The organism is Micromonospora sp. NPDC049204, from assembly GCF_040647935.1.
Classification (GTDB): Bacteria; Actinomycetota; Actinomycetes; order Mycobacteriales; family Micromonosporaceae; genus Micromonospora.
Genome location: NZ_JBEZDC010000032.1, coordinates 23,477 through 45,448, shown reverse-complemented (window position 1 = coordinate 45,448; position 21,972 = coordinate 23,477). Strand labels below are relative to the sequence as shown.

The following is a 21,972-nucleotide window of genomic DNA, read 5'->3' as shown; positions in this document are numbered from 1 at the left end:
TGGCGCCAGCTCAGGCCGAACCCGTCCCCCGCAGTCACCGTTAACCGGGGTCGGCGTAGATGCGTTTCGGTCGCTGTCTGGATCGGCCGCGGATGTCCTTGATCGGCGGGATCTTGTCGACCAGGGCAGTAGTTGGGTGACGTCGTGACGGTTGCCGCCATCAGGGACACGACGAGTGGGATGCCACCCCCGTCGGTGATGGCGTCAATAAGGAAGTCTGAGCCCGTCACCGGGTCAGGACGCCATGGCGATCTCCGGCTACGAAAATCTTGCCGGAGCCAACTTCATGCAGAGGCAGATACGCCAGATGTGCAGAGGTTCCGCCGGCCAGGCGCTGGGGACGGCACGACGACGGCGGATCGGCCACCCACGTCCGCCAACAATGAGTAACTGGTGGACGTGAGATGGCAGCACCCGGATCGCGGCTACTTGTTTCATTGACCTGCGACCGTGGCCCGGCCAGGCTTCGGTCGAGGCGCCCGGGCTGTCGCTCTCATTGCGGCTGCCCACGCTGGTCGTGTGGCTCTCATTTGGCCTGCGCAGCCCGGGCGTCGCCCCAGGGCGGGGAGAGGCTCAAGAGGGGTTTGCTCGGCTCGAAGTAGCGTTGCCCTCCCGGCTCGACAACTGCTGATCGAGCATCGGAGGACCCGTTGAGTGCCACGTCAGATCGTGTGGTCATTGGGATGGACCCGCACAAGGCCGCGCTACGGCGGTTCTCGGGCGCTGCGGTCGCGCTGATTGTGTCGGATCGGCTTTACCACGACATCGTCCGCCAGTACCAGGATCTTCGGCCTGAGCACTTCCAGCAGGTGACGGCGCGACTACCTGAGAAGCACTTCGAGGCCACGCCTGGATCTACGTTCCGGGCGAGAGTATTTCCACCACCAACGAGCCTCCTGGTCCTCCCGTTTCCGCCTCTGATCAACCGAGCGACGGTGGGAGCGTCGAACGCCGAGACGGCCGGTCTCGCCCTCAGCCGGCCGGTGGTGGGCAGGTGTTCCAGGACATCCGGTCGCGGGGAATTGGCGCGATCGGCAACGGCAATTCGATCTCCGTCTCGGGCGGCCCAGAAGACCTCGACTCGTGGGGTTTACCTCGATGAGCGACACGACCCCTGATGGAGACCCGTCGCCGCCCAGTACATCCTCCGGAGAGGTGGAGATGGGTGGACGGGGGCGTCGCGCAGCGGGTCCGGTCGATTGGCGTAGCTCGGTCCGTAAACAAGCATGGATCGACCTGTCTGACCTGACCGACGCCGAGTGGGAGATCATTGAGGCGATGCTGCCCTCGCCGCAATGGATGGGCAGACCGGAGAAGCATTCGCGCGGGGTCGTCAACGCCATCCCGTACGTGGTGCGCACCGGCCGCACGTGGCGGTACCTGCCCGTTGACTTTGCAGCGGTTTCAGGTCACCGACACCCTCGGGCTCTTGGTCACCGTCTGGGTCCTGACCGCCTCGTGGCAAGACCCAGACGGCGCAAGGGGATCGCTTCCTACCCGGCGACCACCATCCGGCACGCCTTCGCCGACTCCGGCTTCGCCGGCCACCTCGTTGACTCGGCCCGCGACCCCCTCGCACCACCCATGAAGATCGTCCGTAAGCCGGCCGACCAGCAAGGCTTCGTTGTGCACCCGCGCCGCTGGTCGTCGAACGGACCCTGGCCTGGCTTACCGACCACCGCCCCCTGGCCCACGAGACTACGAAGCCCACCGAAAACCTCAGAAGCCATGATCCGGTGGGACGCCCTCGGCGGCATGCTCCGTCGCCTTACACCGAGGCGCACCCGCCACCGGCCACCGGCCACCGGCCACCGGCCACCGGCCACCGGCCACCGGCCACCGAAATCAGACCTGAACACACCCGACTATCGCAGAAGTGCAAGGTCCTGCGGTGCTGTTGCATCTGGGCACATCCAGGCGGTCCCACTTCAGTTGGTGACGACAGCGCCAGGCGGCAGAGGCAACTGGTAGGTCCTCGTGTCCGGTAGCTGCACCCGGACCTTGATCTGCCAGGGCTGCGCCGTTTGGACCATGACGACGGTGCCGTGGGGGTCGCCTGGCGTGGCGGACGTTCGGCCTTCCGCCGTGGTTACCTCGATCTGGCGGCCGGCCGGAACGGCCACAAGGACATAGGTTCCGCGCCCCGGAAGGTGGCGGACCACCACCACCCCCAAGCCTCCGGATCGCTCGGTGCCACAGACGGCGTCCTCGGCAACGCAGGCGAAGTCGTAGGAGATGTAATCCGACTTACGGTTAAAGGCCCCAGAATTGGTGGCTACCCACAGTTCGGCCGACTTGCCGCCGGCTGCCGCCTCCTCCGGCCGTGCGGACCGCTTCACCAGCACCAGGTCTTCATCCCCCGCCCGCCCGGCAGCCAGAACCTGTTGCGCGGTCACCACCGATTCGCTGTCCCGGCTCAGCCGCCGCGCGGTCTCATCCATGTCCTGTCCAGCCGGCGCGACTGGACTCGCGGTGGGCGCGCGCAGGCCGAGATCAGTTTCAGCGACCACTAGCCCTCCGGCTGCCACCGCGAGTAGAGACAGCCCCACCACCGTTCCTTGCCTCCGCCGACGTCGTGCCCGGCTGCCCCTTACGGCCCGGGCCGCCAAGTCGCCGGGCACCTCGTGTGCCTCGACGGCACGGTCCATGAGTGACCGCAAGTCAGAGTCGTTCATGGCGCTACCCCTCCACTAGTTCCGGCGGACACGACACGGGTGTGGACAACATTCCCCGCAGCCGGTCAAGGCCTCGCGACGACTGACTCTTGACCGCTCCAATTGAGCAGCCGAGCGCCTCTGCTGTCTCCTTCTCAGACCAGCCCGCCCAGTGCCGCATGACCACAACTGCACGCATGCGGGGTGGCAGCGAGCGAAGCGCCCGCAGTAGGAGGGCGCGGTCGTCTGCGCGCGCCATCTCGTCCCCCGCTACAGCCTTGTCCGGCACCTCTGCAACGCGCCGACGGACCCAGGGCGATCGCCACCGGCTGATAACACGGTTGACGATCGCGCGGCGTACGTAACGTTCGGGATCGCCGTCGCGCAGCCGACCCCACCGCGGATAGGTCTGCTCCAAGACCGTCTGCAGGACATCTTCGGCGTCCGTCGGATCGCCACACATCAAGATGGCGAACCTGAGGAGACGTTGGCCACTGCAGTGCACGAAGTCCTCGAAGTCCTGGATGCTCAAAGGTGGCTCCATGTCCTGATAACGCTGCAGCTACAGCAAAGGTTGAGTCACTCGAGCGGCTCGGCCGATTCGCCGAGCCGCTCGGAGGCGTACCGGCCATCGCCACAGGAGAAATCTCTGGGGCGATGACCGGCTCACGCGACGAGTGCTGAGACCATGATCCCGACGCAGAACGCTGCTCCAACCCAGCAGAGCAGGTAAATCCGCTTCTTCCGAGCGGAGAAGGCGGTCGCCCAGGAAGAGGCGCTGCCCGACGCCACTGACGACCAGACCATGATCACCCGACCGAACCCAAAGCTCACACCCAGCAGAGGTGCGAGCCACCACGGGGCCGCCAGTACGGCGACTCCGACGAGGACGTATGGCAGGTGACTTGGTACGTAGGTGCGCATACCAGAGCCCATCTCGAAGCCAAACTGCAGCGCACCCGCACCATCCGCTCGAACCAGGATGTCACTTGGAACCTGCCGGCCGTTCTGGGGTAGCCGAAACGGCACAATCTTGGCATCGCAGGCGATACAGAGCAATGTCAGCGCGGCGAGCAACAGCAGCCGTGCCGTCAACGGAAGTACCGTCTGCGCCAGCGCCGCAGGGAGTAGGGCCAACATGCCGGTCCCCGTAGCGCCCAACATTAAACCATAGCTGAAATATCGAACGTTCTTTGTTCCTCGCCAGACCGACGAGGTCAGCAAAGCTGCTGAGTTGTGGCTTCAAATGGAGCCCGACGTGGAAAAGCCAGCGACGACTCCGACCGAACAGGCCGCCAGAATCGCCCCGATAATGGGCGGTAGCCCAGCGCCAACAAAAGCGACGAGGCTACAGCCGACCACGACAGCCCACGTCGCCTCGAACGGTCTACTTAGGCGACCGGCCGCAGAGGCTGATGTACTTCCACCGCGCGGCATCACAAATCAGCCACCCGACCGCTTGCACGAGGTGGTGTACCACCAGTAGTCGCCTGTCGCGGTTTCCACGTCCTTGAACTTCCCGTCCCAGCACGAGACGCGGCCGCTCCCGCCATCCCAATACCACCCCGCGTAGCCCCCACAAGCGGGATCCCAGTAATGGTATCGTCGGGTCGCGCCATCGATTTTCACGGAATCGGTCCGGTGATACCCGTCCGAGGCGCACCACGACGACCCGATGTACTGCCTTCCCCAACATGGAACGTCACCATCGATCTTGACGTTCATGCAATGGTTTGGATGGCGCGATGTCCGCGTGATGGCCGCGTAGGCGGGAATGCGGTCACCTACCCAGCCGAGCATTGTCACGGCTAATGCTCCACCTCCGACGAGCGCCATCCGCAGAAAGCCGCGTCGCTCGTACGTGCTGGGCTGACGCGCGGTTGCGGAAACTTCGGGGTCAGGGCGGTTCGAGGCGAACTGACGAGATGATCCTGATTCGGGCAGGATCACAATTTCCGGAACTCGATCGAGTAGGCCGGGCATATTCCTCTCCTTTGCTCAGTGCTGGCTAGCTGGACACCACAGTATTGCTATTCATGACCTCGTAGCACCTCTTACGCAGAGCCACGGCCGATCCGACCGGTTCAGCGGAGAGTAATTCACCATTCGAATCAATGATGAGAAGGGCTGGCTGGTATGCGAGCAGGAACGGCGAGGTCAGCTCATCAGCGGTCTTCAGCTCAGTTCCTTCGGGTACAAGCCAATCCGTCGAGCCGTCGAGGCTGATCGTGACTGGCCGGTGCCCCATGCCTTTGAGGTCTCGCGCCACGCCACGCCATTCCTCGAAGGCCTCGGCGCAGGTGGGGCATGTTTTCGTGACAGCGAGAGCGACCGTGCTGAGCGATCGCTCCGGCGCAGCTAGCTCAGGATATAGCGTCCGGCTCGGGTGTGTCCCGCGAGACTGCAGCTCACGGATCTGGACGACGAGGCCGCCGTAGCCGAGGGCGAGGAGCGCGATCGCTAGCCAAGCCGTAACGACTGCGGCTGACAAAACAGTGAACATCTAGCCCCCTAACCTCAGTTCGACCACTGAATGTCGAGGGAGTCGAGCAGGTCTTCCAACGCTGCTTCGGTTACCCGCTCGTCACGGCTCCTGTCGTCGGGAATCAGCGCAACCGCGGAGTTATTTACATGCACGAACGTCTCACCGCGCTGAACCCCGTTCACATCAAGCGACTTCTTCCACACATGTCCGGTGCCGACTCGCAGGCCGTTCCCGTCCGGCACCAAGGCGCCAGCTTCCGTCAGTGGATAGAAGGTGACCGGGCCAGCACCCGGAATGTCAGTCGTTCCGGCCATGTTCCACAGCACGACACCGCTTCCAGCCAGCGGGCGGAGGACGAGCCCGGCAGGCGCGTCAGCGATGTCGATCAGGTCGAGAAGGGCGACCACCGCCGTCATGTCCGGCCCACTGTTAGCGCCCCCGAACATCAGGTCGTGATGGCGCCCCTTCCAACCGATAAACCAGCCATCGCGTTCAGCATTTACGGCGCGCAGAAGGGTGGACGATTTGTACGTGATCCGGTCGACGACTTGAAGTTTCTGACTCTCCAAGTTCTTGTCAATATAGCCGGGGCGTCCGATAGTGACACCGACCGAAACTGTCTTGCTTGTCAAGCGCATCTGCCAAAACCAGTCGTCCCGCAGTCCGTTTACCCTGCAGGAGAACGCAACTCGACGCCCATCTGGCGCCACAGTTTTGTAGGTCTTTACCGTCATGAGATCCCTCTCTTTACTGGACGACATACGACTCGCGCCACGTGCACCTGTGGGTAGAAATTCCCCGAGCGCCGACCTAATTGGTCAGTCTGGCCAATCCACCTACAACTCCGATGGAACTGCGGGTTGACCGCTCAGAGGGGACGTCTGATTTCGCGCCGACAGAGCTGCATGTTCGCGACCAGCGGAAAGGAATCCGGCCTGGGCGACCTTCCTCGACCCACAATACTGGGCAGGTCGCGCAACAATCGGCTTCGCATCAAGTAATCCCCCGTGTAAGAGCGCTCAGATCATCACTCCACGATGGATCTTATATTAGTGGGCCCCAATGTCAACCTCGTAGTCCGGCGGCCCGAGTGTGAACTCATGTCCAAGTTAGACACGTTGGGCCACTATTGGGACTTCGAACCGATTATGTCGGTTGTCGATGAACCATTCGGTGCGTGGTACCCGTGCGTCGAGTGGCGCCCTGATTGTCGAGGTACTCCAGCAGCGGCACGGCGACGCGGCGGCTGGTGCCCCAGGCGACGCGGGCCCGGCTGACGGTGAACGGCTGCTCGATACCCTCGAGTCGGCGCATCGCCTCGGCCGGCGCGTCGGGCAGCAGGTAGACGTCGTCGGCGACACGACAGAGCAGGCCCGCCCTGACCGCGCCACCCAGGTGCTGCCGCGACAACCGGTGTCGTACGAGTTCGTCGGCGCTGGGCGCGGCGAACGGGTCCTTACGGAGCCGCGCGCAAATCTCTTCGAGTACACGGCTCACTGGTTCGGGGAAGCAGATTCTGGCCTCCCTGTGATGCACGCCGCCGCTGCCGAGGACGAGCCCCGCCTCGGTGGCGAGCGCTCCGATCAGCCGGAGATCGGTGATGCCTGCCCTGCGTGCCGCCGCCTGCGGCGCGAGACGCGTTCGCCCACCGCTGGGACAGCGGGCTTGGTTCAGCGGCAGCAGCGAAGACGCCTTCAGCTTCGCCTGCGTTGTCTACATGAACCACATCAACTTCCGACGCCACCACAAACTAGGAGCCTGCCGGCAGACCCCTGTGACTTACGACGCAAGCCCTCGGCATCCGATGTGGACCCACCTGGTCCTGCCGCGTTATTGTCCACGGCGATCAATCGAATTCAGGGTTTGCACGGGGGAAGCATGTTGGACCATCGGGCCGCGTTGCAGGCGGTATTGGACGTAGATGTTCGCCCGCACGCGGCGGACATCGATCGATCGGGGCGATACCCTCGCTCCGCGATTGCCGCTCTCGGCAACGCTGGTTTGCTGGGCCTGACGAGTGCTCGCGAAGTGGGCGGCGCCGGTCTGGGGCTGGACGCGGCCGCTGAGGTAGTTGAGGCCCTGGCCGGGGTGTGCGGATCGACCGCGATGGTGACGTTGATGCACTACGCGGCGACCGCCGCCATCGAGCAGAGCGGGCCGGAGGTTGTCCGTCGTTCGATTGCTGCCGGCCGGCACGTTAGTACGCTCGCCTTCTCCGAACAGGGCTCACGCAGCCACTTCTGGGCGCCGCAATCGACCGCAACCAGTAGCGGCGACAAGGTGCTCCTCGACGCTCGCAAGAGCTGGGTGACGTCCGCTGGCGAAGCCGACAGCTACGTTTGGTCGAGCCTGCCACTGGCCGGAGACGGGATGACCCTGTGGCTGGTCCCGTCGGCAACGGCAGGGCTGGAGGTCGCCGGGCCGTTCGATGGTGTCGGCTTGCGGGGTAACGCTTCCCGGCCGATCACCGCGACCGACGCGGTGGTACCCGCCGACGCGCTGCTCGGCACAGACGGCGCTGGCCTCGACATCGCACTGGGAGTGGTGCTGCCGGTGTTCACCGTGCTCAGCGCCGCGTTCTCACTTGGCGTGTCGGAGCGCCTGGCCACGCTGGCAGCCGAACACCTCGACCGCGCCCGCCTCGACCACCTGGGGCAGTCCCTGGCCGAGCAGCCGATCCCTCGGGCCGCGTTCGCTCGGATTCGGACGAGCGTGGACACCACCCGCGCGTTCCTGGCTGCCACTCTGGCCGCGCTGGCCGCCGCAGACCCCGCCGCACAGTTGCGGGTTTTGCAGGTCAAGGCGGTCGCCGGGGAGACAGCCGTGTCGGTCGCCGACGAGGTGATGCGCTTGGCCGGTGGTTCGGCGTTCCGCAAGGAGTTGGGCATCGAACGGCACTTCCGGGACGCGCTGGCTGCCCGGGTGATGGCGCCGACCACCGAGGCGCTGTACGACTTCACGGGCCGGGCGGTCCTCGGTCTGCCGCTGTTCGATGCTCCGGTGTCAGCATGACCGTCTTCACTATGGGCGCGGTTGCCTACGACCCGAAGGTCGTGACCATCTGGGACGGCTTCCGGGCCTGGCTCACCGCTGCCGGGCTGCCGTTCGACTACGTCCTCTACTCCCATTACGAGCGGCAGGTCGAGGATCTGATTGACGGGCGTATCAACGCGGCCTGGAACTCCCCCCTCGCCTGGATCCGTGCCCGCCGGCTCGCCGAGACGCGGGGCCTGCCAATCCGAGCGCTAGTCATGCGGGACACGGACCGCAACCTTGCCACAGCGGTGGTGGTCCGCGTCGACAGCGACATCGCCTCGCTCGACAACCTCCGGGGACGGACGGTCGCGACCGGGGCAATCGACTCACCCCAGGCGACGCTGCTGCCGCTGGAGCACCTTCGCCGTTACGGCTTGCAGCCCGGCACGGACTTCACAGTCCGCCGTTTCGACGTCGGGGTCGGCTTGCATGGCGACCACGTCGGCGGGGAACGTGACGCCGCTCGGGCACTGATCGCCGGCGAGGTCGACGCCGCCTGCGTGCTCGACGGCAACCACCTGCTCTTCACCAAGGAGGGCGTGCTGCCCGCCGGGAGCACCCGGCTGCTCACCACCACTGATCTCTACGACCACTGCAACATGACGGTCACCGGGACCGCCGACCCTTCCCTGTTGGCGCGGTTTGAGGAGCTGCTGCTGTCGATGTCGTACGCCGACCCGGCCATGCGCCCGCTGCTGGATCTGGAGGGACTTACCTCCTGGGAGCCTGGGCGTACCAACGGATACAACCTACTGGAATCGGCGGTCACCGCATCCGGCTTCTACGACGGGACGGGAAGGGTAACCGCCGACGAGTACCGGCCGTGAATTTGGACCTGGCCGGCCTGGCCTTCGACACCGGCGGCCGTCTGCTGGTACAGAAAACTCTGGCCGGTTTGCCGCCGGGTAGCACGATCACGGTCACTGGCCGCGACCCCTTCCTGACCCTGCACCTGCGGGCCTGGTGCCGGACGGCCGGCCACGGCGCGACCACCGACGACGGCCGAGTCCAAGTCGTCAAGGGCCGCCAAGACGCCGATCGCTGGGCGCGCGCCGAACGGGCCGGCGAACCCGGCACGGTAACGCGCCGCCCGCCTGGGCACTGGGGGCTGGCCGCCCGCGGCGCGCTACTCGAAGCAGGTGGGCCTGAGCCGGCCTACGACCTGGCCGACCGGGACGTCGTCTGGGCCGACTTGGCACCCCGGCTCTACGCTCACGCGGCCGCCGCGCAGTGGGACCCGGCGACCGCAGTCCCGTGGGACTCGCCGTTCACCCTGCCGGCGGACATCGAGGCTGCGGTCGTGCAGATCATGACCTACCTGGTGGAAAACGAGCAGGCGGCCCTGGTGATCCCGGCTCGGCTTCTGACCCGCATCCACCCGCACTTCCATGAGGTGGTCGGGCTGCTCGCGGTTCAGGCCGCCGACGAGGCCCGGCACGTCGACGTCTTCACCCGCCGGGCGCTGTACACCGGTGGTCGGATGGGCACCTCCTCGGCCGGCGGCCGGGCGTCCCTGGCTTCACTGTTGGCCGAGCCGGACTTCACCCTGGCCTCGTTCCTGCTGTCGGTACTTGGCGAGGGCACTTTTGTCTACCTGCTCACCTTCCTCGATCGATACGCCCCCGACCCTGTCACCCAGACGGTCACCCGATTGGCCCGCGCCGACGAGGCCCGGCACGTGGCGTTCGGGGTGGCGCACCTCGAACACCAGTCGACATCGGACCCGACAATGCTCGGCCGGCTGCGTGGCGCCATCGAACGGCGCCACGACGTGCTCATCGACACCGCCGGCCTCAATCAGGATGTGTTCGACGCCCTGCTCCTGCTCGCAGCAGGCGATTGGACCCCCGAGGCACTCACTCGCGGCCATCTCGCAGTGCAGCAGTTGCAAGCCGACATGGATACCGGGCGCAGACGCCACCTCTCCCGGCTCGGCTTCCCTGACGACGAAGCCGCCGAACTGTCCGCGCTGCATACCCGCAACTTCATGTGAGGCTCATACTGCGATGGGGTTTCTAAGGGACGTCTCGTAACTTGTCGAAGGCGTTGCCCTGTGCGGGGCTGGTGGTCAGCCTGCGATGATGACGTTGTGGAGGTTGGCGATGCCGGATGCGGCGTCGGCCAATGTCCGGGCGGCGCGACGGTAGCCCCGCAGGATTTTGAAACACTTCATCCTGGCCAGAGCATGTTCGACGCCTGCTCGGACGGTGCGGTGTTCGACGTTGAAGTCTTGCTTCCAGGCGGGCAGTTCGGTGCTGTCGGAGGGCTTGCGGTACGGCATGATCACCTGCGGGTTGCCGCGGTAGCCGCCGTCGGCCATCACCGGACGCCCGTCGAGCTTCTCGGCGATGCCGCTGGTGCGGTAGACGATCGTGTCGTTGCGGTTGCCGGGCTGCGGGTCGCCGACGGCGATGACCAGGCGGGTGCTCCGACGGTTCGCGGCCCGGGCCACCGCGTTCTGGCGCGCCGACATCGGGGTAGCGACGATGACATACGACGGGATGCTGTTCCACGCGGAGTTCGACCGGCTCCGCGGAACACGCGGCCTGTTCGCACATACCGTGGCAACGACCGATCCCACCATCACCGGCCAAGTGTTCCTGCTGCCACACGCCGGGGCACCGGTGACGCTGTCCCCATGGCTCGTCGCCGTACGCGCGCCAAGCTCCGGTGCGTACCACTGCTTCCAGTTCGACGGCTCGGACACACGCCCCAACACCAACTCGCCGCTTCGGTACGCCAACGCGGGCGACCCGTCCGACCCACCCCCGCCTCCCTCCACTGCGACCTGGCGTACGGCCGAACCATGGGTGCAGTAAGTGCCGGATCCTGCCGGCGGCTGGCGCCCGAGTCGACGCGTTGATGACGCCTTCGGGTCCGCCGAAGAGGTCTTCAGCCTGAAGGGCCTGGTCAGGGCGTTACCCGTGGGATCGGTGTCTCGAATGACGGAACTGCGGCGGACTCCAGCAAGCTCACCCGCAACGCTCCACATCGATCTGCAACACGCCTCGGACGTGGCCTTGGGCAAACCGAGACGCCGACCGGCGCCAGCCATCCCGGGAGCAGCAACGCCTGACCACTTCGGCCTCTACTGGGAGGTCACGCCACACCGCTCCACCGCATCGCCACAGGTCAAAGCCCTCGTCTCTATTCGGCGTCGGTGAGCACTTCGGCCGCAGAGACCACTTCGCCAACCTGCACCCACTCTGCTCCCAGTAGCAAGGTCGGGCCAACCAACGGCTCCTTACTGCCTTGACCTGCGCACACTCCCCCGCCAGGCGACATAGATAGTTGCCGACTGCCGCGCAGAACCGGGGAGCACTCCGGTGTGAAACAGGACGCCTCAGCGACTCTGAGCTGCGAAAACGTGGAGCCGCAGGCAGGGGTGGGTGCAGTTGCGGGCCGTCGGGTGCAATTCAATGCAGTTGAAGGCCGTTCAGTGCACCCAGATGCTCCCCACCTGCTCCCCCAGTCCCCGGCTCGTAATCGGGCTGCAGCGGTCGACCGGCGGTGGATAGTCCCGCAGTCGTTCCTCGCCAGATCGCGAACGCTGGCCCGAGGCACGGCCATCGGAGCAGCCCCCGTAGCTACGGGCCCACCGGATGGGGGAGCAGGTACAACCGGCGAGGTATACGAACTTCCCCTCCAGGGCTTGACGCACTAACCTCGCAGGCCGGCCTGCCCAACGTGCGGCGCCGGTACCGCACGTCACTGACCCAGGGATGGCAGCACCGTTCGAGCCGGGCCAGTATCCGGGGAGCCCGCTCATCGTGAGCGGGCTCCCGAAACGGCTCAGCCGAGGCCCAACAGCTCAGCTGCAGGCGCGCGGATCGCGGCAGATCAATGCGTCTCGTCGGCGCCGTTGAGGTGGAGCGGCAGGACTGCGGCGGTCGTCACGGCCAGGTCGCGGTCGAGAAGCTCATCCCGCGGGACGAACACCATCGCGCGGCCCTCGCCGACCACCACATCTTGTTGACGAGCATCGGTCCGGCCGCGGAAAACGTGACAGTCACCGTGTGCGGGAAGCCGGCCTCGTACGGGCGTGGGCCGCTCCACAACGCACGCAACTCACCCGTCCTCAGGCCCGTCTCCTTCAACAACTCCCGGTGCGCTGCCTGTTCAGGCGTCTCACCCGGCTCGACACGACCACCCGGCAGGCTCCACTGGTTCGGAGAAGCCAAAGTTATCGGTGGATTGCGGGTGCAACCCTGATCGGATGAAGGAGTTTCTGTCTGCTCTCGCCGGTGGTGTTTTCGCCTTGCTCGGCTCGTACTTTGCATCTCGCTGGCAAAGCAAGCATCAGCGATCGAACCTACTTCACGAAGCGCGCATCAACCTGTACGTGGACCTGATCGCTGAGTGCCGTCGGCGTGAGGAGTGGCTCGACGCCTTGTGTGACTCATACCAGGTGATGCAGCGGTTAGGAAAGGGCTACGAGCCCGCAGTGCCCTTGAATGCGCGGATCGAGCTGTTGGCCCTCAAGGACACCCGGACCGCTTGGGAGACGCTGGAGCCGGCGCATGAGCGACTTCGGTTGGCGGTCAATGAGAGCGGCTTCCCCACTCACGAGGAAGACTTCTTGTTGCCCCGGATGCCGGAGGTGGTGGCGTTGAGGCAGCGGCTCGCGGGGCTGCGAGACGCGATCCACCAGGACTTGTTGGAGGGGTGAACCTGCCTAATACTCCAGCCGCACTTGTCTGGTCTGGAGTATTAGTACGGCAGCCGCCTTTCGTGAGGTGACCTCGGATCCCCGCGCGGGAACGAGGACGGCCACCGCATGATCGTCCGTGTGTTGTGGACACGGCATCAGACCTTGCGATGGCCGACTGCCACAGCGTAGAGCCTGTCCGGTGGCGATTGGCCGACTGAGTGCGACCAGCCAGTTGGATCTTGATGCGGCGTCGGTACGCCACTCGCCGAAGACCGAGATCCCCAAGATCACGATTGGGAGTTGGGTCCGGCAGGGCCGTTGACCCTCCGGCGCTTCTCCCGAGTGCTGTGCGCGGGCAGCACGCCCGAACCGAGGGAGCACGACAATGGAATCCACGGTGCCGGAACCCGCGCCCGTTAGGCCGTCGGGATCACGCCGACGTCGGGGATGGATTGCGGTCGCGCTGGCCGGGCTGCTGCTCGCCGGGGCCGCCGGAGTGACGGCCTGGCGGACAAGCGCAGCCCGCTCACCGGGTTCCGCCGACGTCCCCGCCCCGGGCTCGGCCCAACGGCGCCTTCGTTTGCGTACGCGCTCAACTCGACCCGAACGAAAGCCATATCGACTGTCGGTGCCTTGTGGATCGGCTCGCTCGAGGTTCCTGGGACCAGGTCAGGGGGAGCTGCGCCATCTGCAGCCCAACCTCGTGCCGCACCCGCCCGCCGACGTTCGGGGGCCATCGCAGATACCCTGGCCCCGATCGGTCGAGATTCCGGGCAGCTGACCAGCCGGGCAGGCGAGTTCCCGAGCTCTCGAACCATCTGCTCACAAGCGGCGAGAGCCCAAAGGGTCCTACTCTGCGAATACCCTGCTGCTTGTGCCAAGAGAAGCCGTCGACTCCACTGTTCTTGCAGAGCTCGACCCTGCCGTCGCAACTCCGCCCGCTGGCTCCGATCAATCCCTTCCGGACAATAGGACCGTGCCGCTGCGGCGCGGTCTGACTCTGCGGGACGGGTATCCGCACCTGGTTGCGATGATTCACGCGGACCTCAATCCCGCACTTGACCTGGCAACCCTGTCAGCCGGCAACGGACGGAAACTGTGGTGGAAGTGCCCCGAAGGACCTGACCACGAGTGGCAGGCCGTCGTTGGGAACATGACAAGGCCGGGTGCAGGGTGCCCGTTCTGCGCCGGACAACGAGTCTCGGTGACGAACTCCCTTGCGGCCCGGTACCCAGCCGTTGCCGCCCAGTGGCATCCCACTCAGAACTGCGACCTGACGCCGGACACCGTCGTGTTCGGCAGCAATCGGACGGCTTGGTGGTGGTGCGACTTGGGGCCTGATCACGAGTGGCAGGCGCAGATCTCTTCGCGTACGACCGGGGGGAATGGCTGCCCCTTTTGTGCCAACAAACGGGTATCCGTTACGAACTCACTCGCGGCCCGCTACCCAGCTGTCGCCGCGCAGTGGCATCCCACGAAGAACGGTGAGCTGACCCCCGACACCGTCGTGTTCGGCAGCGGCACGGTGGTGTGGTGGCTGTGCGACAGGGGCCCGGACCATGAGTGGCGGGTTCGGATTGTGCAGCGCACCACCATGGGCACCAACTGCCCGTGCTGCGCTAACCAGAAGGTGTCGGTCACCAACTCCCTCGCCGTCCTGTTTCCTGACGTCGCGGCGCAGTTGGACCCGGCCCGCAACGAAGGGATTACCGCCGACCAGGTGATTGCCGGCAGCAACAAGCCGCTGTGGTGGATCTGCGGCAAGGGGCCGGACCACACCTGGCGGGTCTCGCCGAACAGCCGTACCTTCGACAAGACCGGTTGCCCCGCATGCGCGAGCAATCAGGTGTCGTCGACTAACTGCCTAGCCACGCTGTTTCCGGCGGTCGCTGCGCAGTGGCACCCCGACCGGAACGGGACGCTTTGTCCTGAGCAGGTGACCGCGCAGAGCAACAAGCTCGTGTGGTGGCAGTGCGCAGTCGACTCACGCCACGACTGGAAAGCTAGCCCCAACTCCCGCACCCGCGCTCGGACCGGTTGCCCGTACTGCGCCAACAAGAAGGTGTCCCCTACCAACTCGCTCGCTGCCCGGTTTCCGGAGATTGCGGCACAGTTCGATCCGGCGTTGAACGGCGGTCTCACCGCCGATCAAATCGTTGCTGGCAGTGCGACCCCAGCCGTCTGGCGGTGCGATGCCGGTCCCGACCATGTGTGGTCGACCCCGGTGTGCGGGCGCACCACCCGAGACGCTGGCTGCCCGGCGTGCGGTGGACGGCAGCTGTCGAAGACGAACTCGCTCGCGACCCGATACCCGGACGTCGCCGCGCAGTGGCATCCCAGTAGGAACGGCACCCGCACTCCGGCCGATGTGATCGGTACAAGCAGCGTGGTACGAGTCTGGTGGCTCTGCCGCGAAGGCCCGGACCATGAGTGGGAGACGATCATCCGAACCCGGACTGTCGCCGGTGCCGGGTGCCCATGCTGCGCGGGGCTACGCCTATCAGTGACGAACTCCCTCCAGGCCCGGCGCCCAGACATTGCCGCCCAGTGGCACCCCACCCGGAACGGTGATCGAACTCCCGATCAAATCGTCGCTGGGAGCGGTGAGGCAGTGTGGTGGAAGTGCCCGGAGGGCCCCGATCATGAGTGGAGGGTGTCGGTAGACAAACGCACGTGTGCCGGGACCGGCTGTCCGGCCTGCGCCGGGTGGCAAGTATCAATCACGAACTCGCTCGCAAGCCTCTTCCCAGGGGTCGCCGCCCAGCTCGACCCCGCCCTCAACGACGGGCTCACCGCGGAGAAAGTCGTCGGCCGCAGCAACCGTACCCTCGTCTGGCGATGCTCAGCTGGGCCGGACCACATTTGGCCCGCCAAGGTGTACTCCCGCACGATCAATGGACAGTGCTGCCCCTGCTGCGCCGGCATGCGCCTGTCGCGCACCAACTCGCTCGCCGCCCGGTTCCCCGAGGTCGCCGCCGAGCTCGACCCAGCCCTCAACGATGGCCGCACCCCTGATCAGATCCTCGCTGGCACCCACAAGCGCTTCACCTGGCGATGCCGCACCGACCCAGCCCACCTCTGGACCACCTCAGTGGCGAATCGGACAGCCGGCACCGGACATGGATGCCCCACGTGCGCCGTCACCGGGTTCCGCCCCACCCTGCCCGCGTACCTGTACCTGCTTCGCCGCACCTACGAAGGACAGCAGCAGCGGAAGATCGGGATCACGAATGTGCCGGCAGCACGGCTGAAGAAGCTACGCCGGTTCGGCTGGAAGCTGATTGAGATCAGCGACGAGATCGACGGCGGACGCGCATACGAACTGGAGCAAGCGTTCCTCCGCGGTCTCCTCAGCCGTGGGCTCCGCCGCACCCGATCATCGCTCGTGGTCCATCGGCAGGACGGGTACACCGAGGCGTGGGAATACAGCGAGCTTCCCATCGACTCGCTCGACGACGCGTTCCGCGAAATCGCGCCGTCACTGCACGAGGACCGGGCATGTGAAGATGCTGGCGCCAGAACTGGTAGCGGTGCGTAGCATCAACCGTCCTTGCGGCCTGCGCCTGCGCCGAGCAGGCAGCGTTAGTAGTACTCACGGATGTAGCCGAGGGCACGCTCGTAAACGTCGTTGTCGCGGATCTTGAACTTGGTCCAGAGCGTCTTGCGGAGGGACTGCTGGACCAGTCGGTCGCCCTCACGGGTGTCCTGCCAGCCCGTGAACCGCACCGCCCGAACGACCTCGTCGACCTCGTCGACCTCGTCGACGATCTTCTCGGCGATGATCGGGGTGCCGTTGCCCTTGAGGGACTGGAACAGCTCGGTAAGCGCCGCCTTGCCTCGGTCCTCGCGGGCACCTCGGCGGCAGCCTTCTCCGCGGCCACGGTGTCCCGCCCGAGGGCGAACAGCTCCTTGAGGAAGTCCAGGCTGGCCTGCTGGGAGTGGGCGTACTTCTCCCGCAGCGCCGTGAGCCGCTTGCCGAGTTCGATGAAGAGGGGATTGCCGAGGTGCTTGGCGATCCGGGCGGTAATCCACTATTAGACCTCGACCGGGTCGACGTCCTTCCGCCGGCCCGTCATGAGGTCTTCGATCACCTGGGCGTCCAGGACGATCATGTCGAGGTCGGTACGGGGCACCCTTAGACATAAGCGGAGCGGTCCGACTAACGACCGGGAGCAAACTGGCTGACTCTTCGGATTCGCCGAAGAGGTCACTGTTCAGGAAGCCCTACTCAAAGGGCTCGCCGGTGGGATCTGGGTCTCAGCTCGCGGGATCCGTACCGACGCCACCGCGACGACAGCCAGAGCCACGCATCGATGCGGGCTGGCCTCGTGATCGGCGCCGGCAGGCCCCAGTTCAACAGCCGGCACCAGCCAGTCGGGAGGCTGGAGGCTTGACCTCTTCGGTTTCCACTGGGAGGTCACACCGCACCGCTCGACCTCCATCACCGCAGGTCATGACCCCTCGTCTCTGTCCGGCGTCGGTGAGCACTTCGGACGCGGAGACCACTTCGCCAACCTGCACCCAATCTGCTCCCAGCTGCAAGGCCGGACCAACCAACGGCTCCTTACCGCCTTGACCTGCGCACACTCCCCTACCAGGCTACATAGAGCGCTATCGACTGACCCGCAGATCCACGGAGCACTGCGCGGTGAAACAGGACGCCGCACAGACTCTGACCTGCTGAAACGTGGAACCGCAGGCAGCGGTGGGTGCAGTTGAGCGCCGTTCGATGCTGTTGGAGGCAGTTCAAGGCCGTTCAGGTCACCCCGCTGCTCCCAATTTGCTCCCCCAAACCGGGCTCGCACCGGGCCGCCGACCGATCGTGAGCTGCCGGGCCCAGTGCTCTGGTTGGGACTAGCACTGGCCCCCGCAGCCGCATCGGTCGATCGGAAAGCACGTCCACGATCACAGGGCGTTATCAGTGTCAGATGAGTTCGCCGCTATGCCGTCGCGTTGAAGACTTGGTACAGGATCCATAGAGACTGGAGGGCATTGTGCCAGTTCGGCTAGTCGACGTCCTGCCAGCCTGACACCTCACGCTGATCAATCATCGTCCTCGTCAGCTTCGGCAAGAAGCTGTTCGGCATGGGTAGCCGCCAACAACTCGGCAGCGATGAGAGCTGCTTTGAGGTCCGGATCTGTCTCAGTGGCCGCTGCCTGCGCGGCGGCCGCGCGAGCCTTGTTGAGCTCGTCGGACACGCCGTTCGAGAAGCCCCACGAGTGGAGCGTCATTGCGCCCGAGATGTCGGCGAGCACGCGCCTTGCCAGGTTACCGTTCAACAGGCGCGCCCTGACGAGTATGTTCCTGGCCAGGTCGGAGTGGCGCAGCGGCCATGTGCCGACGTCTCGGAGCGCCGACACCGTGTCCTCGAGCGCGGCACCGTCGAGCTCATCGACGGCTGCGGCGAGATGTTGGGCCTGAGCGGTCGTCATGCCACTCCCCATGGCGATCGAGACGACTATCGATGCGTTCGCGGCTTCGCCGTGATGAGCGCAGTCGACCATCCAGTGCGCGAGCGCCTCGGCGTTTCGGTCGAAGGCGTCCGCGAAGCCATCGACGTCTGTCGGCAAGCGGCCGCCGTCGCCGTGCAGGTTTTGGAGATGGTCAAGGACCAGGCGTGGGTAAGTGAGTGCTATGCCGGCGGCGATCTGCTGGACGGTGTAGTCGTCCCAGCCTGCGTGGTTGATCAAGTTGAGGATCGCTGAGGCATCTTCGTTGCTCTGGGTCTGGCCCCAGCTGAGCCCGTCGTAGCCGCATGCGCTCTCCAGTGCATTTGTCAGCGCGTGCGGTGAAGCTTGTTCGCTGAGCAGAAGGCGGGCCGTCGCGGCGGGCGCGGTGGCGAGCAACTTGTGGCTGCCCATGATGAAACGGTTGCGTAGTTCGGGCTCGGCTTCCGCTATGCCCTCGCGGTGGATCTGCTCAAAGGGTGCCCCCCGGTCCGTCCAGGCATACGTTGCGAAGGCGTTGCCGATGGCTAGACGCACGTCGATGCGGTAGCTCGAAGCGTCAGCCAGCCAAGCGAGTAGACCGGTCGCGTCGTAGTCGGCCCAGGCATCCAGCAGCTGATGCAGACTTTGGTCGAGGACAGACGCAGGTCCGTCGGCGATCTCCCGAACCACGTAAGGGATGAGATCGGATCTCTGCTTGGCGAACTCCCGCCAGACGCCCCACAGCGTAGGTGGCCTAGGTGCGGCCAGCTCGACCTCTACCGCGGAGGTGCGGAGCGTTCGCACCAGCTCAGGGATGCTGTCGGACGTAAGCCGCGTGACGACCTGCGCGACTGCGCGCTCCTGCATCGCCGTCCGCTCCTCGATCCTGACTCGGCCCTGCTCGCTGTGATCTGCATCGATCTCGTCCTGCGGCATGCCGGCTTCACGGGTGGCTCGCGCTGCTTCCGCTGCCCGTAGCTCATCGAGCGTTGCAACCGTCGCTCCGCGCCGGGTCGCGAAGCCTCGGAACGTGCTCAGAAGGACCTCCGCCAGGTCGTCGTCCCGGTTGTCGAGCGACGTCACGAGACTCAGAGCAGCGTGGCGAACACGTACCGATCGAGCGTGCCCGGCTGTCCAACCGATCTCGTGGCGGATCAGTCGGCGGGTCACGGCGCTGCCGGTGGAAACAGCCGCCGCTTCCAGAGTCGTCAACGTGGCGAGATCGTCCTCTTCCCAACCGAGAACCTCGTCCATGGTCACTTCCCGGTTGGCCGGACCTGCCGGTTGACGGACCGCTGTGCCGAGGAGGCGAACGGCCTCCCCGGCTCGGCGCAGGTCGGTCCCGCTCGCTTGCCGGAGAAGCGTTGATCGGATCGCGTCTCGGATCGGGCGTGCCCATGTCGCCGACACGGCGTACGGGCGGAGTGAAATGCGTCGGCGGGTTTCCGCGACGGTCCGGGTGCCATCCTTCGCGAGCAGGGGACGTAGCGCGAACATCGGCGTCGCGTGCCGCGGGTCGGTCGCCTGGGCGAGCTGCTTGTCGACCCACGCCACGATCCGGGGAGGAAACGACGGGTCCAGCATGTCGCCGATGCTCGCGAGCCGGTCGTCGATGATCCGGACAGCGTGGCCCGGTTGCTGGTTCGGTGGCCGTGAGTCATCGCGGTACAGCGACCACAGCGCGTCGAGGACCGTCTCGAGCGTCTCTGGGGCGCTGGCGGCGCACTGCCCGTACAGCTCGGGCATGAGCCCGAGAACGTCCCTTGAGCTCTCAGCTCGGTAGAAGAACGGGTGCGCGGCTGCAGCATCGTCGACTGTTCGGTCATGTTCCTGCAGTCGGACCCGCAGTTCCTCGAGCACTGTAAGGAACGGACCTGGCAGGGTAGTCGCCAAGCTGCGAAGCCCACGAAGCGCTCGATGCAACTCGACGGGTTCCGCACCGCGTAGCCGGTCCGCCACCGACTCCCAAATCGGCCCGATGACCGATGGCCCGTGCCGTCGAACGAGCCGCCAGTCGAGTTCCGCGAGCGTGGTCACGAGCCGGTCGTCGGAAGGGCTACCGAAGGCCTCCCACAGCTGCTGAGCGAAGCCGGTCGCGTGGCGCCCGACCGCAGCCTCGGTCTCCAAGATCTCGTCCGCGAGCACGTCGGGGACTACGCGGGTCAGCCCGCTGCGCGTCACTAGGACACCGCGTTCTCGCAAGCTCTGACAGAGGCGCAGCAGGTCGCCCATGTTCAAGTCGACGAATCGGGCGATGTCTGTGCGCAGTGCGTCGTCGGTGTCATCAATCGGGCCGAGAGCCGCGAAGATGGCGAGTGCTCGTCGCACTTTGCGGTTCGGTACGCCTTCCAGCTCGCCGGTGGCAACCTCCTGGTACCGGGCGAGAACCTGCTGGCGAAGGGCGTCGTCGGCCTTCAGGGGCGCTGTCAACCGGCCGCTACGGATCAGGTTGACGCCGATGACCGCCACGTGCGGCGAGTCAACGGCTTGGCCGGCGAAGTACTCCTGCGCCGCCAGGGTCAGGTCGAGGCCGTCGGCGATGCTGGTGACCAGCTTGCGTGCGTCCCGCCGGCTCAGCTCCTCGACCGGGATTGTCTCGACCTGAGCCGGCGCAAACCGGGCGTTGATGATCTCGGCCTGCACGGCGGCGACGCCGGACGTCCGGGAGCCGAGGACAACCTGGGTGCCCTCCGTCAGGCGCGCGTAGGTGAGCAGCGCTGCGAGGGCGGCCGGGTCGCGGTGTGCGTCGTCCACCAGCACGACGGCCGGTGTGTGCGGGAGTTCGTCGATTGCTGTTTGGTCAAGGCTGCGTCCGGGCGAAAGGCAAACGACCGAAACTTGAGGGCTGGCCTGCTCGAACTCTGCCAATGCTTCAATGAGCAAGCGCGTCTTGCCGCGGCCTCCGGGGCCGGCAACAACGACGACCGTCGGGAAGTCCGCTGATCGGTCGAGTGCAGTCCCTAGCGCGGCGAGCTCGGCGTCGCGGCCGATGCGGGGTCCACGGTCGTTGAGCGGCGCGTCTTCCTTCATGCGATCTGCGACAAAGGTGTCGAGACTGAGAAATGCGTCGGTTCCGGGAACACCAAGAAGAAACTGACGGGTCGGCCGGTCCCACGTCGCATCAAGGACGTTCCGTCGCTTATGCAAGGGGAGATCGTCCAACAAGCGTCCGAGGGCACGCTGATCAAGTAGCTGCCACTTGGGGTGCTTCTTGATCTCCTTTCTGGCGTCGCGCGATGCCTCGCCGGAGAACACCAGGTAGTACTGGTCAGCCTGGAAGGTGCAGACGCGCACGACTTCCCGGACGTCTGCCGGCGTCAGCTTGTCGTATCGCTTGCACTGCCAAGCGGCGGTCGTTCCGTCGCTGTAGTCACCTTCGAAGTCGACGCCGTCCTGAGAGTCGCCGCGCCGGCCCCAACGCTCCACTCGTTTCACCCGACGAGCCGACCCCGGGCAGAATCTACTCGCACTGAGCAGGCGCTCGGTAAAGTCCTCGAACGCGTACTCCGAGAGGCTGGGTGTCGGGGGCAACCGCGGATTCTTCCCCGGCAGCGGGCCATCCGCGGGCATCGGCGCCCACCTCCACTTTGCGTGCATAATTCTCGGACAAGACCGCTAACTCGGGCCCCAAGCAGGATATCCCTCATCGCCAGCGCTGCGCCGCACTCGGTGGGGGCCAGGTTCTTCCGACAATCGGGCGGTCCTGGCCGCCGGGC

Annotated in this window: 14 protein-coding genes and 5 pseudogenes; 7 read left to right on the top strand and 12 right to left on the bottom strand. The window is 65.8% G+C overall.

The window, feature by feature from the left end; genetic code table 11:
• Positions 1-49: 49 nt before the first annotated feature.
• Positions 50-159: pseudogene (locus AB0A90_RS34330) on the bottom strand (IS5/IS1182 family transposase); the annotation flags it as partial.
• A gap of 939 nt (positions 160-1,098) precedes the next feature.
• Between AB0A90_RS34330 and AB0A90_RS34325 the strand changes: the two are divergent.
• Positions 1,099-1,971: a transposase gene (locus AB0A90_RS34325; protein ID WP_357256071.1), complete on the top strand. Its 873-nt coding sequence runs from the start codon at positions 1,099-1,101 to the stop codon at positions 1,969-1,971.
• On the opposite strand, the gene AB0A90_RS34320 is transcribed toward AB0A90_RS34325, so the two are convergent.
• The 6 genes and pseudogenes from AB0A90_RS34320 to AB0A90_RS34295 form a co-directional block, all read right to left on the bottom strand.
• On the bottom strand, positions 1,929-2,675 hold the full coding sequence (locus AB0A90_RS34320; protein ID WP_357256069.1) for a hypothetical protein: 747 nt from the start codon (positions 2,673-2,675) through the stop codon (positions 1,929-1,931). The genes AB0A90_RS34325 and AB0A90_RS34320 overlap by 43 nt on opposite strands.
• Positions 2,672-3,198: pseudogene (locus AB0A90_RS34315) on the bottom strand (SigE family RNA polymerase sigma factor). The gene AB0A90_RS34320 and the pseudogene AB0A90_RS34315 overlap by 4 nt, the downstream one beginning before the upstream one ends.
• A 122-nt stretch (positions 3,199-3,320) precedes the next feature.
• Complete coding sequence (locus tag AB0A90_RS34310; protein ID WP_357256067.1) at positions 3,321-3,794, bottom strand: hypothetical protein; 474 nt, start codon at positions 3,792-3,794, stop codon at positions 3,321-3,323.
• 868 nt (positions 3,795-4,662) lie between these two features.
• Positions 4,663-5,157: a hypothetical protein gene (locus AB0A90_RS34305; RefSeq protein ID WP_357256066.1), complete on the bottom strand. Its 495-nt coding sequence runs from the start codon at positions 5,155-5,157 to the stop codon at positions 4,663-4,665.
• A 14-nt stretch (positions 5,158-5,171) separates the two neighbouring features.
• Positions 5,172-5,873 (bottom strand): hypothetical protein, encoded by a 702-nt coding sequence (locus AB0A90_RS34300; protein ID WP_357256064.1) that lies wholly within the window; start codon positions 5,871-5,873, stop codon positions 5,172-5,174.
• 412 nt (positions 5,874-6,285) lie between these two features.
• Positions 6,286-6,636, bottom strand: coding sequence for a SelB C-terminal domain-containing protein (locus AB0A90_RS34295; RefSeq protein WP_357256062.1), 351 nt, complete (start codon positions 6,634-6,636; stop codon positions 6,286-6,288).
• 336 nt (positions 6,637-6,972) lie between these two features.
• Here AB0A90_RS34295 and AB0A90_RS34290 point away from each other — a divergent pair, with 336 nt between their 5' ends.
• Genes AB0A90_RS34290 through AB0A90_RS34280 form a run of 3 tightly spaced genes read left to right on the top strand, consistent with a single transcriptional unit; the run spans position 6,973 to position 10,168 of the window.
• On the top strand, positions 6,973-8,151 hold the full coding sequence (locus AB0A90_RS34290) for an acyl-CoA dehydrogenase family protein (RefSeq protein WP_357256060.1): 1,179 nt from the start codon (positions 6,973-6,975) through the stop codon (positions 8,149-8,151).
• The gene (locus AB0A90_RS34285; RefSeq protein ID WP_357256058.1) at positions 8,148-9,002 is read left to right on the top strand and encodes a PhnD/SsuA/transferrin family substrate-binding protein; all 855 of its coding nucleotides are present in this window, start codon (positions 8,148-8,150) and stop codon (positions 9,000-9,002) included. Before AB0A90_RS34290 ends, AB0A90_RS34285 begins: the two co-directional genes overlap by 4 nt.
• A complete protein-coding gene (locus tag AB0A90_RS34280) occupies positions 8,999-10,168 on the top strand; it encodes a ferritin-like domain-containing protein (RefSeq protein ID WP_357256056.1) in 1,170 nt (389 codons plus the stop codon). The genes AB0A90_RS34285 and AB0A90_RS34280 overlap by 4 nt, the downstream gene beginning before the upstream one ends.
• Before the next feature lie 75 nt (positions 10,169-10,243).
• Here the strand turns inward: AB0A90_RS34280 and AB0A90_RS34275 are convergent.
• The 3 genes and pseudogenes from AB0A90_RS34275 to AB0A90_RS34265 all read right to left on the bottom strand — a co-directional run.
• A pseudogene (locus AB0A90_RS34275) lies at positions 10,244-10,600 on the bottom strand (transposase family protein); the annotation flags it as partial.
• A gap of 1,415 nt (positions 10,601-12,015) precedes the next feature.
• Positions 12,016-12,138 carry a hypothetical protein gene (locus tag AB0A90_RS34270; protein ID WP_357256076.1) on the bottom strand — a complete coding sequence of 41 codons (123 nt, stop codon included), beginning with the start codon at positions 12,136-12,138 and terminating at the stop codon, positions 12,016-12,018.
• Positions 12,139-12,230: 92 nt separating this feature from the next.
• Positions 12,231-12,455, bottom strand: a pseudogene (locus AB0A90_RS34265) (NUDIX domain-containing protein); the annotation flags it as partial.
• Between AB0A90_RS34265 and AB0A90_RS34260 the strand changes: the two are divergent.
• The 3 genes and pseudogenes from AB0A90_RS34260 to AB0A90_RS34250 all read left to right on the top strand — a co-directional run bounded on the left by AB0A90_RS34260 (position 12,392) and on the right by AB0A90_RS34250 (position 16,364).
• Entirely contained in the window at positions 12,392-12,844 is a 453-nt protein-coding gene (locus AB0A90_RS34260; protein WP_357256074.1) for a hypothetical protein, read from the top strand. The pseudogene AB0A90_RS34265 and the gene AB0A90_RS34260 sit on opposite strands and share 64 nt — an antisense overlap.
• Positions 12,845-13,700: 856 nt before the next feature.
• Positions 13,701-14,000: pseudogene (locus tag AB0A90_RS34255) on the top strand (zinc-ribbon domain-containing protein); the annotation flags it as partial.
• 30 nt (positions 14,001-14,030) lie between these two features.
• On the top strand, positions 14,031-16,364 hold the full coding sequence (locus AB0A90_RS34250; RefSeq protein WP_357256072.1) for a zinc-ribbon domain-containing protein: 2,334 nt from the start codon (positions 14,031-14,033) through the stop codon (positions 16,362-16,364).
• Between the two features lie 44 nt (positions 16,365-16,408).
• Here AB0A90_RS34250 and AB0A90_RS34245 read toward each other — a convergent pair whose 3' ends face one another.
• Complete coding sequence (locus AB0A90_RS34245; RefSeq protein ID WP_357256054.1) at positions 16,409-16,552, bottom strand: hypothetical protein; 144 nt, start codon at positions 16,550-16,552, stop codon at positions 16,409-16,411.
• A 1,317-nt stretch (positions 16,553-17,869) separates the two neighbouring features.
• Positions 17,870-21,826, bottom strand: coding sequence for a restriction endonuclease (locus AB0A90_RS34240; RefSeq protein ID WP_357256052.1), 3,957 nt, complete (start codon positions 21,824-21,826; stop codon positions 17,870-17,872).
• Positions 21,827-21,972: the final 146 nt, after the last annotated feature.

What these genes read in the sequence shown, in the direction of transcription:
- AB0A90_RS34240 (WP_357256052.1), bottom strand. Translation starts at nt 21,826, where the DNA reads ATGCCCGCGGATGGCCCGCTGCCGGGGAAGAATCCGCGGTTGCCCCCG.
- AB0A90_RS34285 (WP_357256058.1), top strand. Translation starts at nt 8,148, where the DNA reads ATGACCGTCTTCACTATGGGCGCGGTTGCCTACGACCCGAAGGTCGTG.
- AB0A90_RS34320 (WP_357256069.1), bottom strand. Translation starts at nt 2,675, where the DNA reads ATGAACGACTCTGACTTGCGGTCACTCATGGACCGTGCCGTCGAGGCA.
- AB0A90_RS34305 (WP_357256066.1), bottom strand. Translation starts at nt 5,157, where the DNA reads ATGTTCACTGTTTTGTCAGCCGCAGTCGTTACGGCTTGGCTAGCGATC.
- AB0A90_RS34300 (WP_357256064.1), bottom strand. Translation starts at nt 5,873, where the DNA reads ATGACGGTAAAGACCTACAAAACTGTGGCGCCAGATGGGCGTCGAGTT.
- AB0A90_RS34310 (WP_357256067.1), bottom strand. Translation starts at nt 3,794, where the DNA reads ATGTTGGCCCTACTCCCTGCGGCGCTGGCGCAGACGGTACTTCCGTTG.
- AB0A90_RS34325 (WP_357256071.1), top strand. Translation starts at nt 1,099, where the DNA reads ATGAGCGACACGACCCCTGATGGAGACCCGTCGCCGCCCAGTACATCC.
- AB0A90_RS34260 (WP_357256074.1), top strand. Translation starts at nt 12,392, where the DNA reads ATGAAGGAGTTTCTGTCTGCTCTCGCCGGTGGTGTTTTCGCCTTGCTC.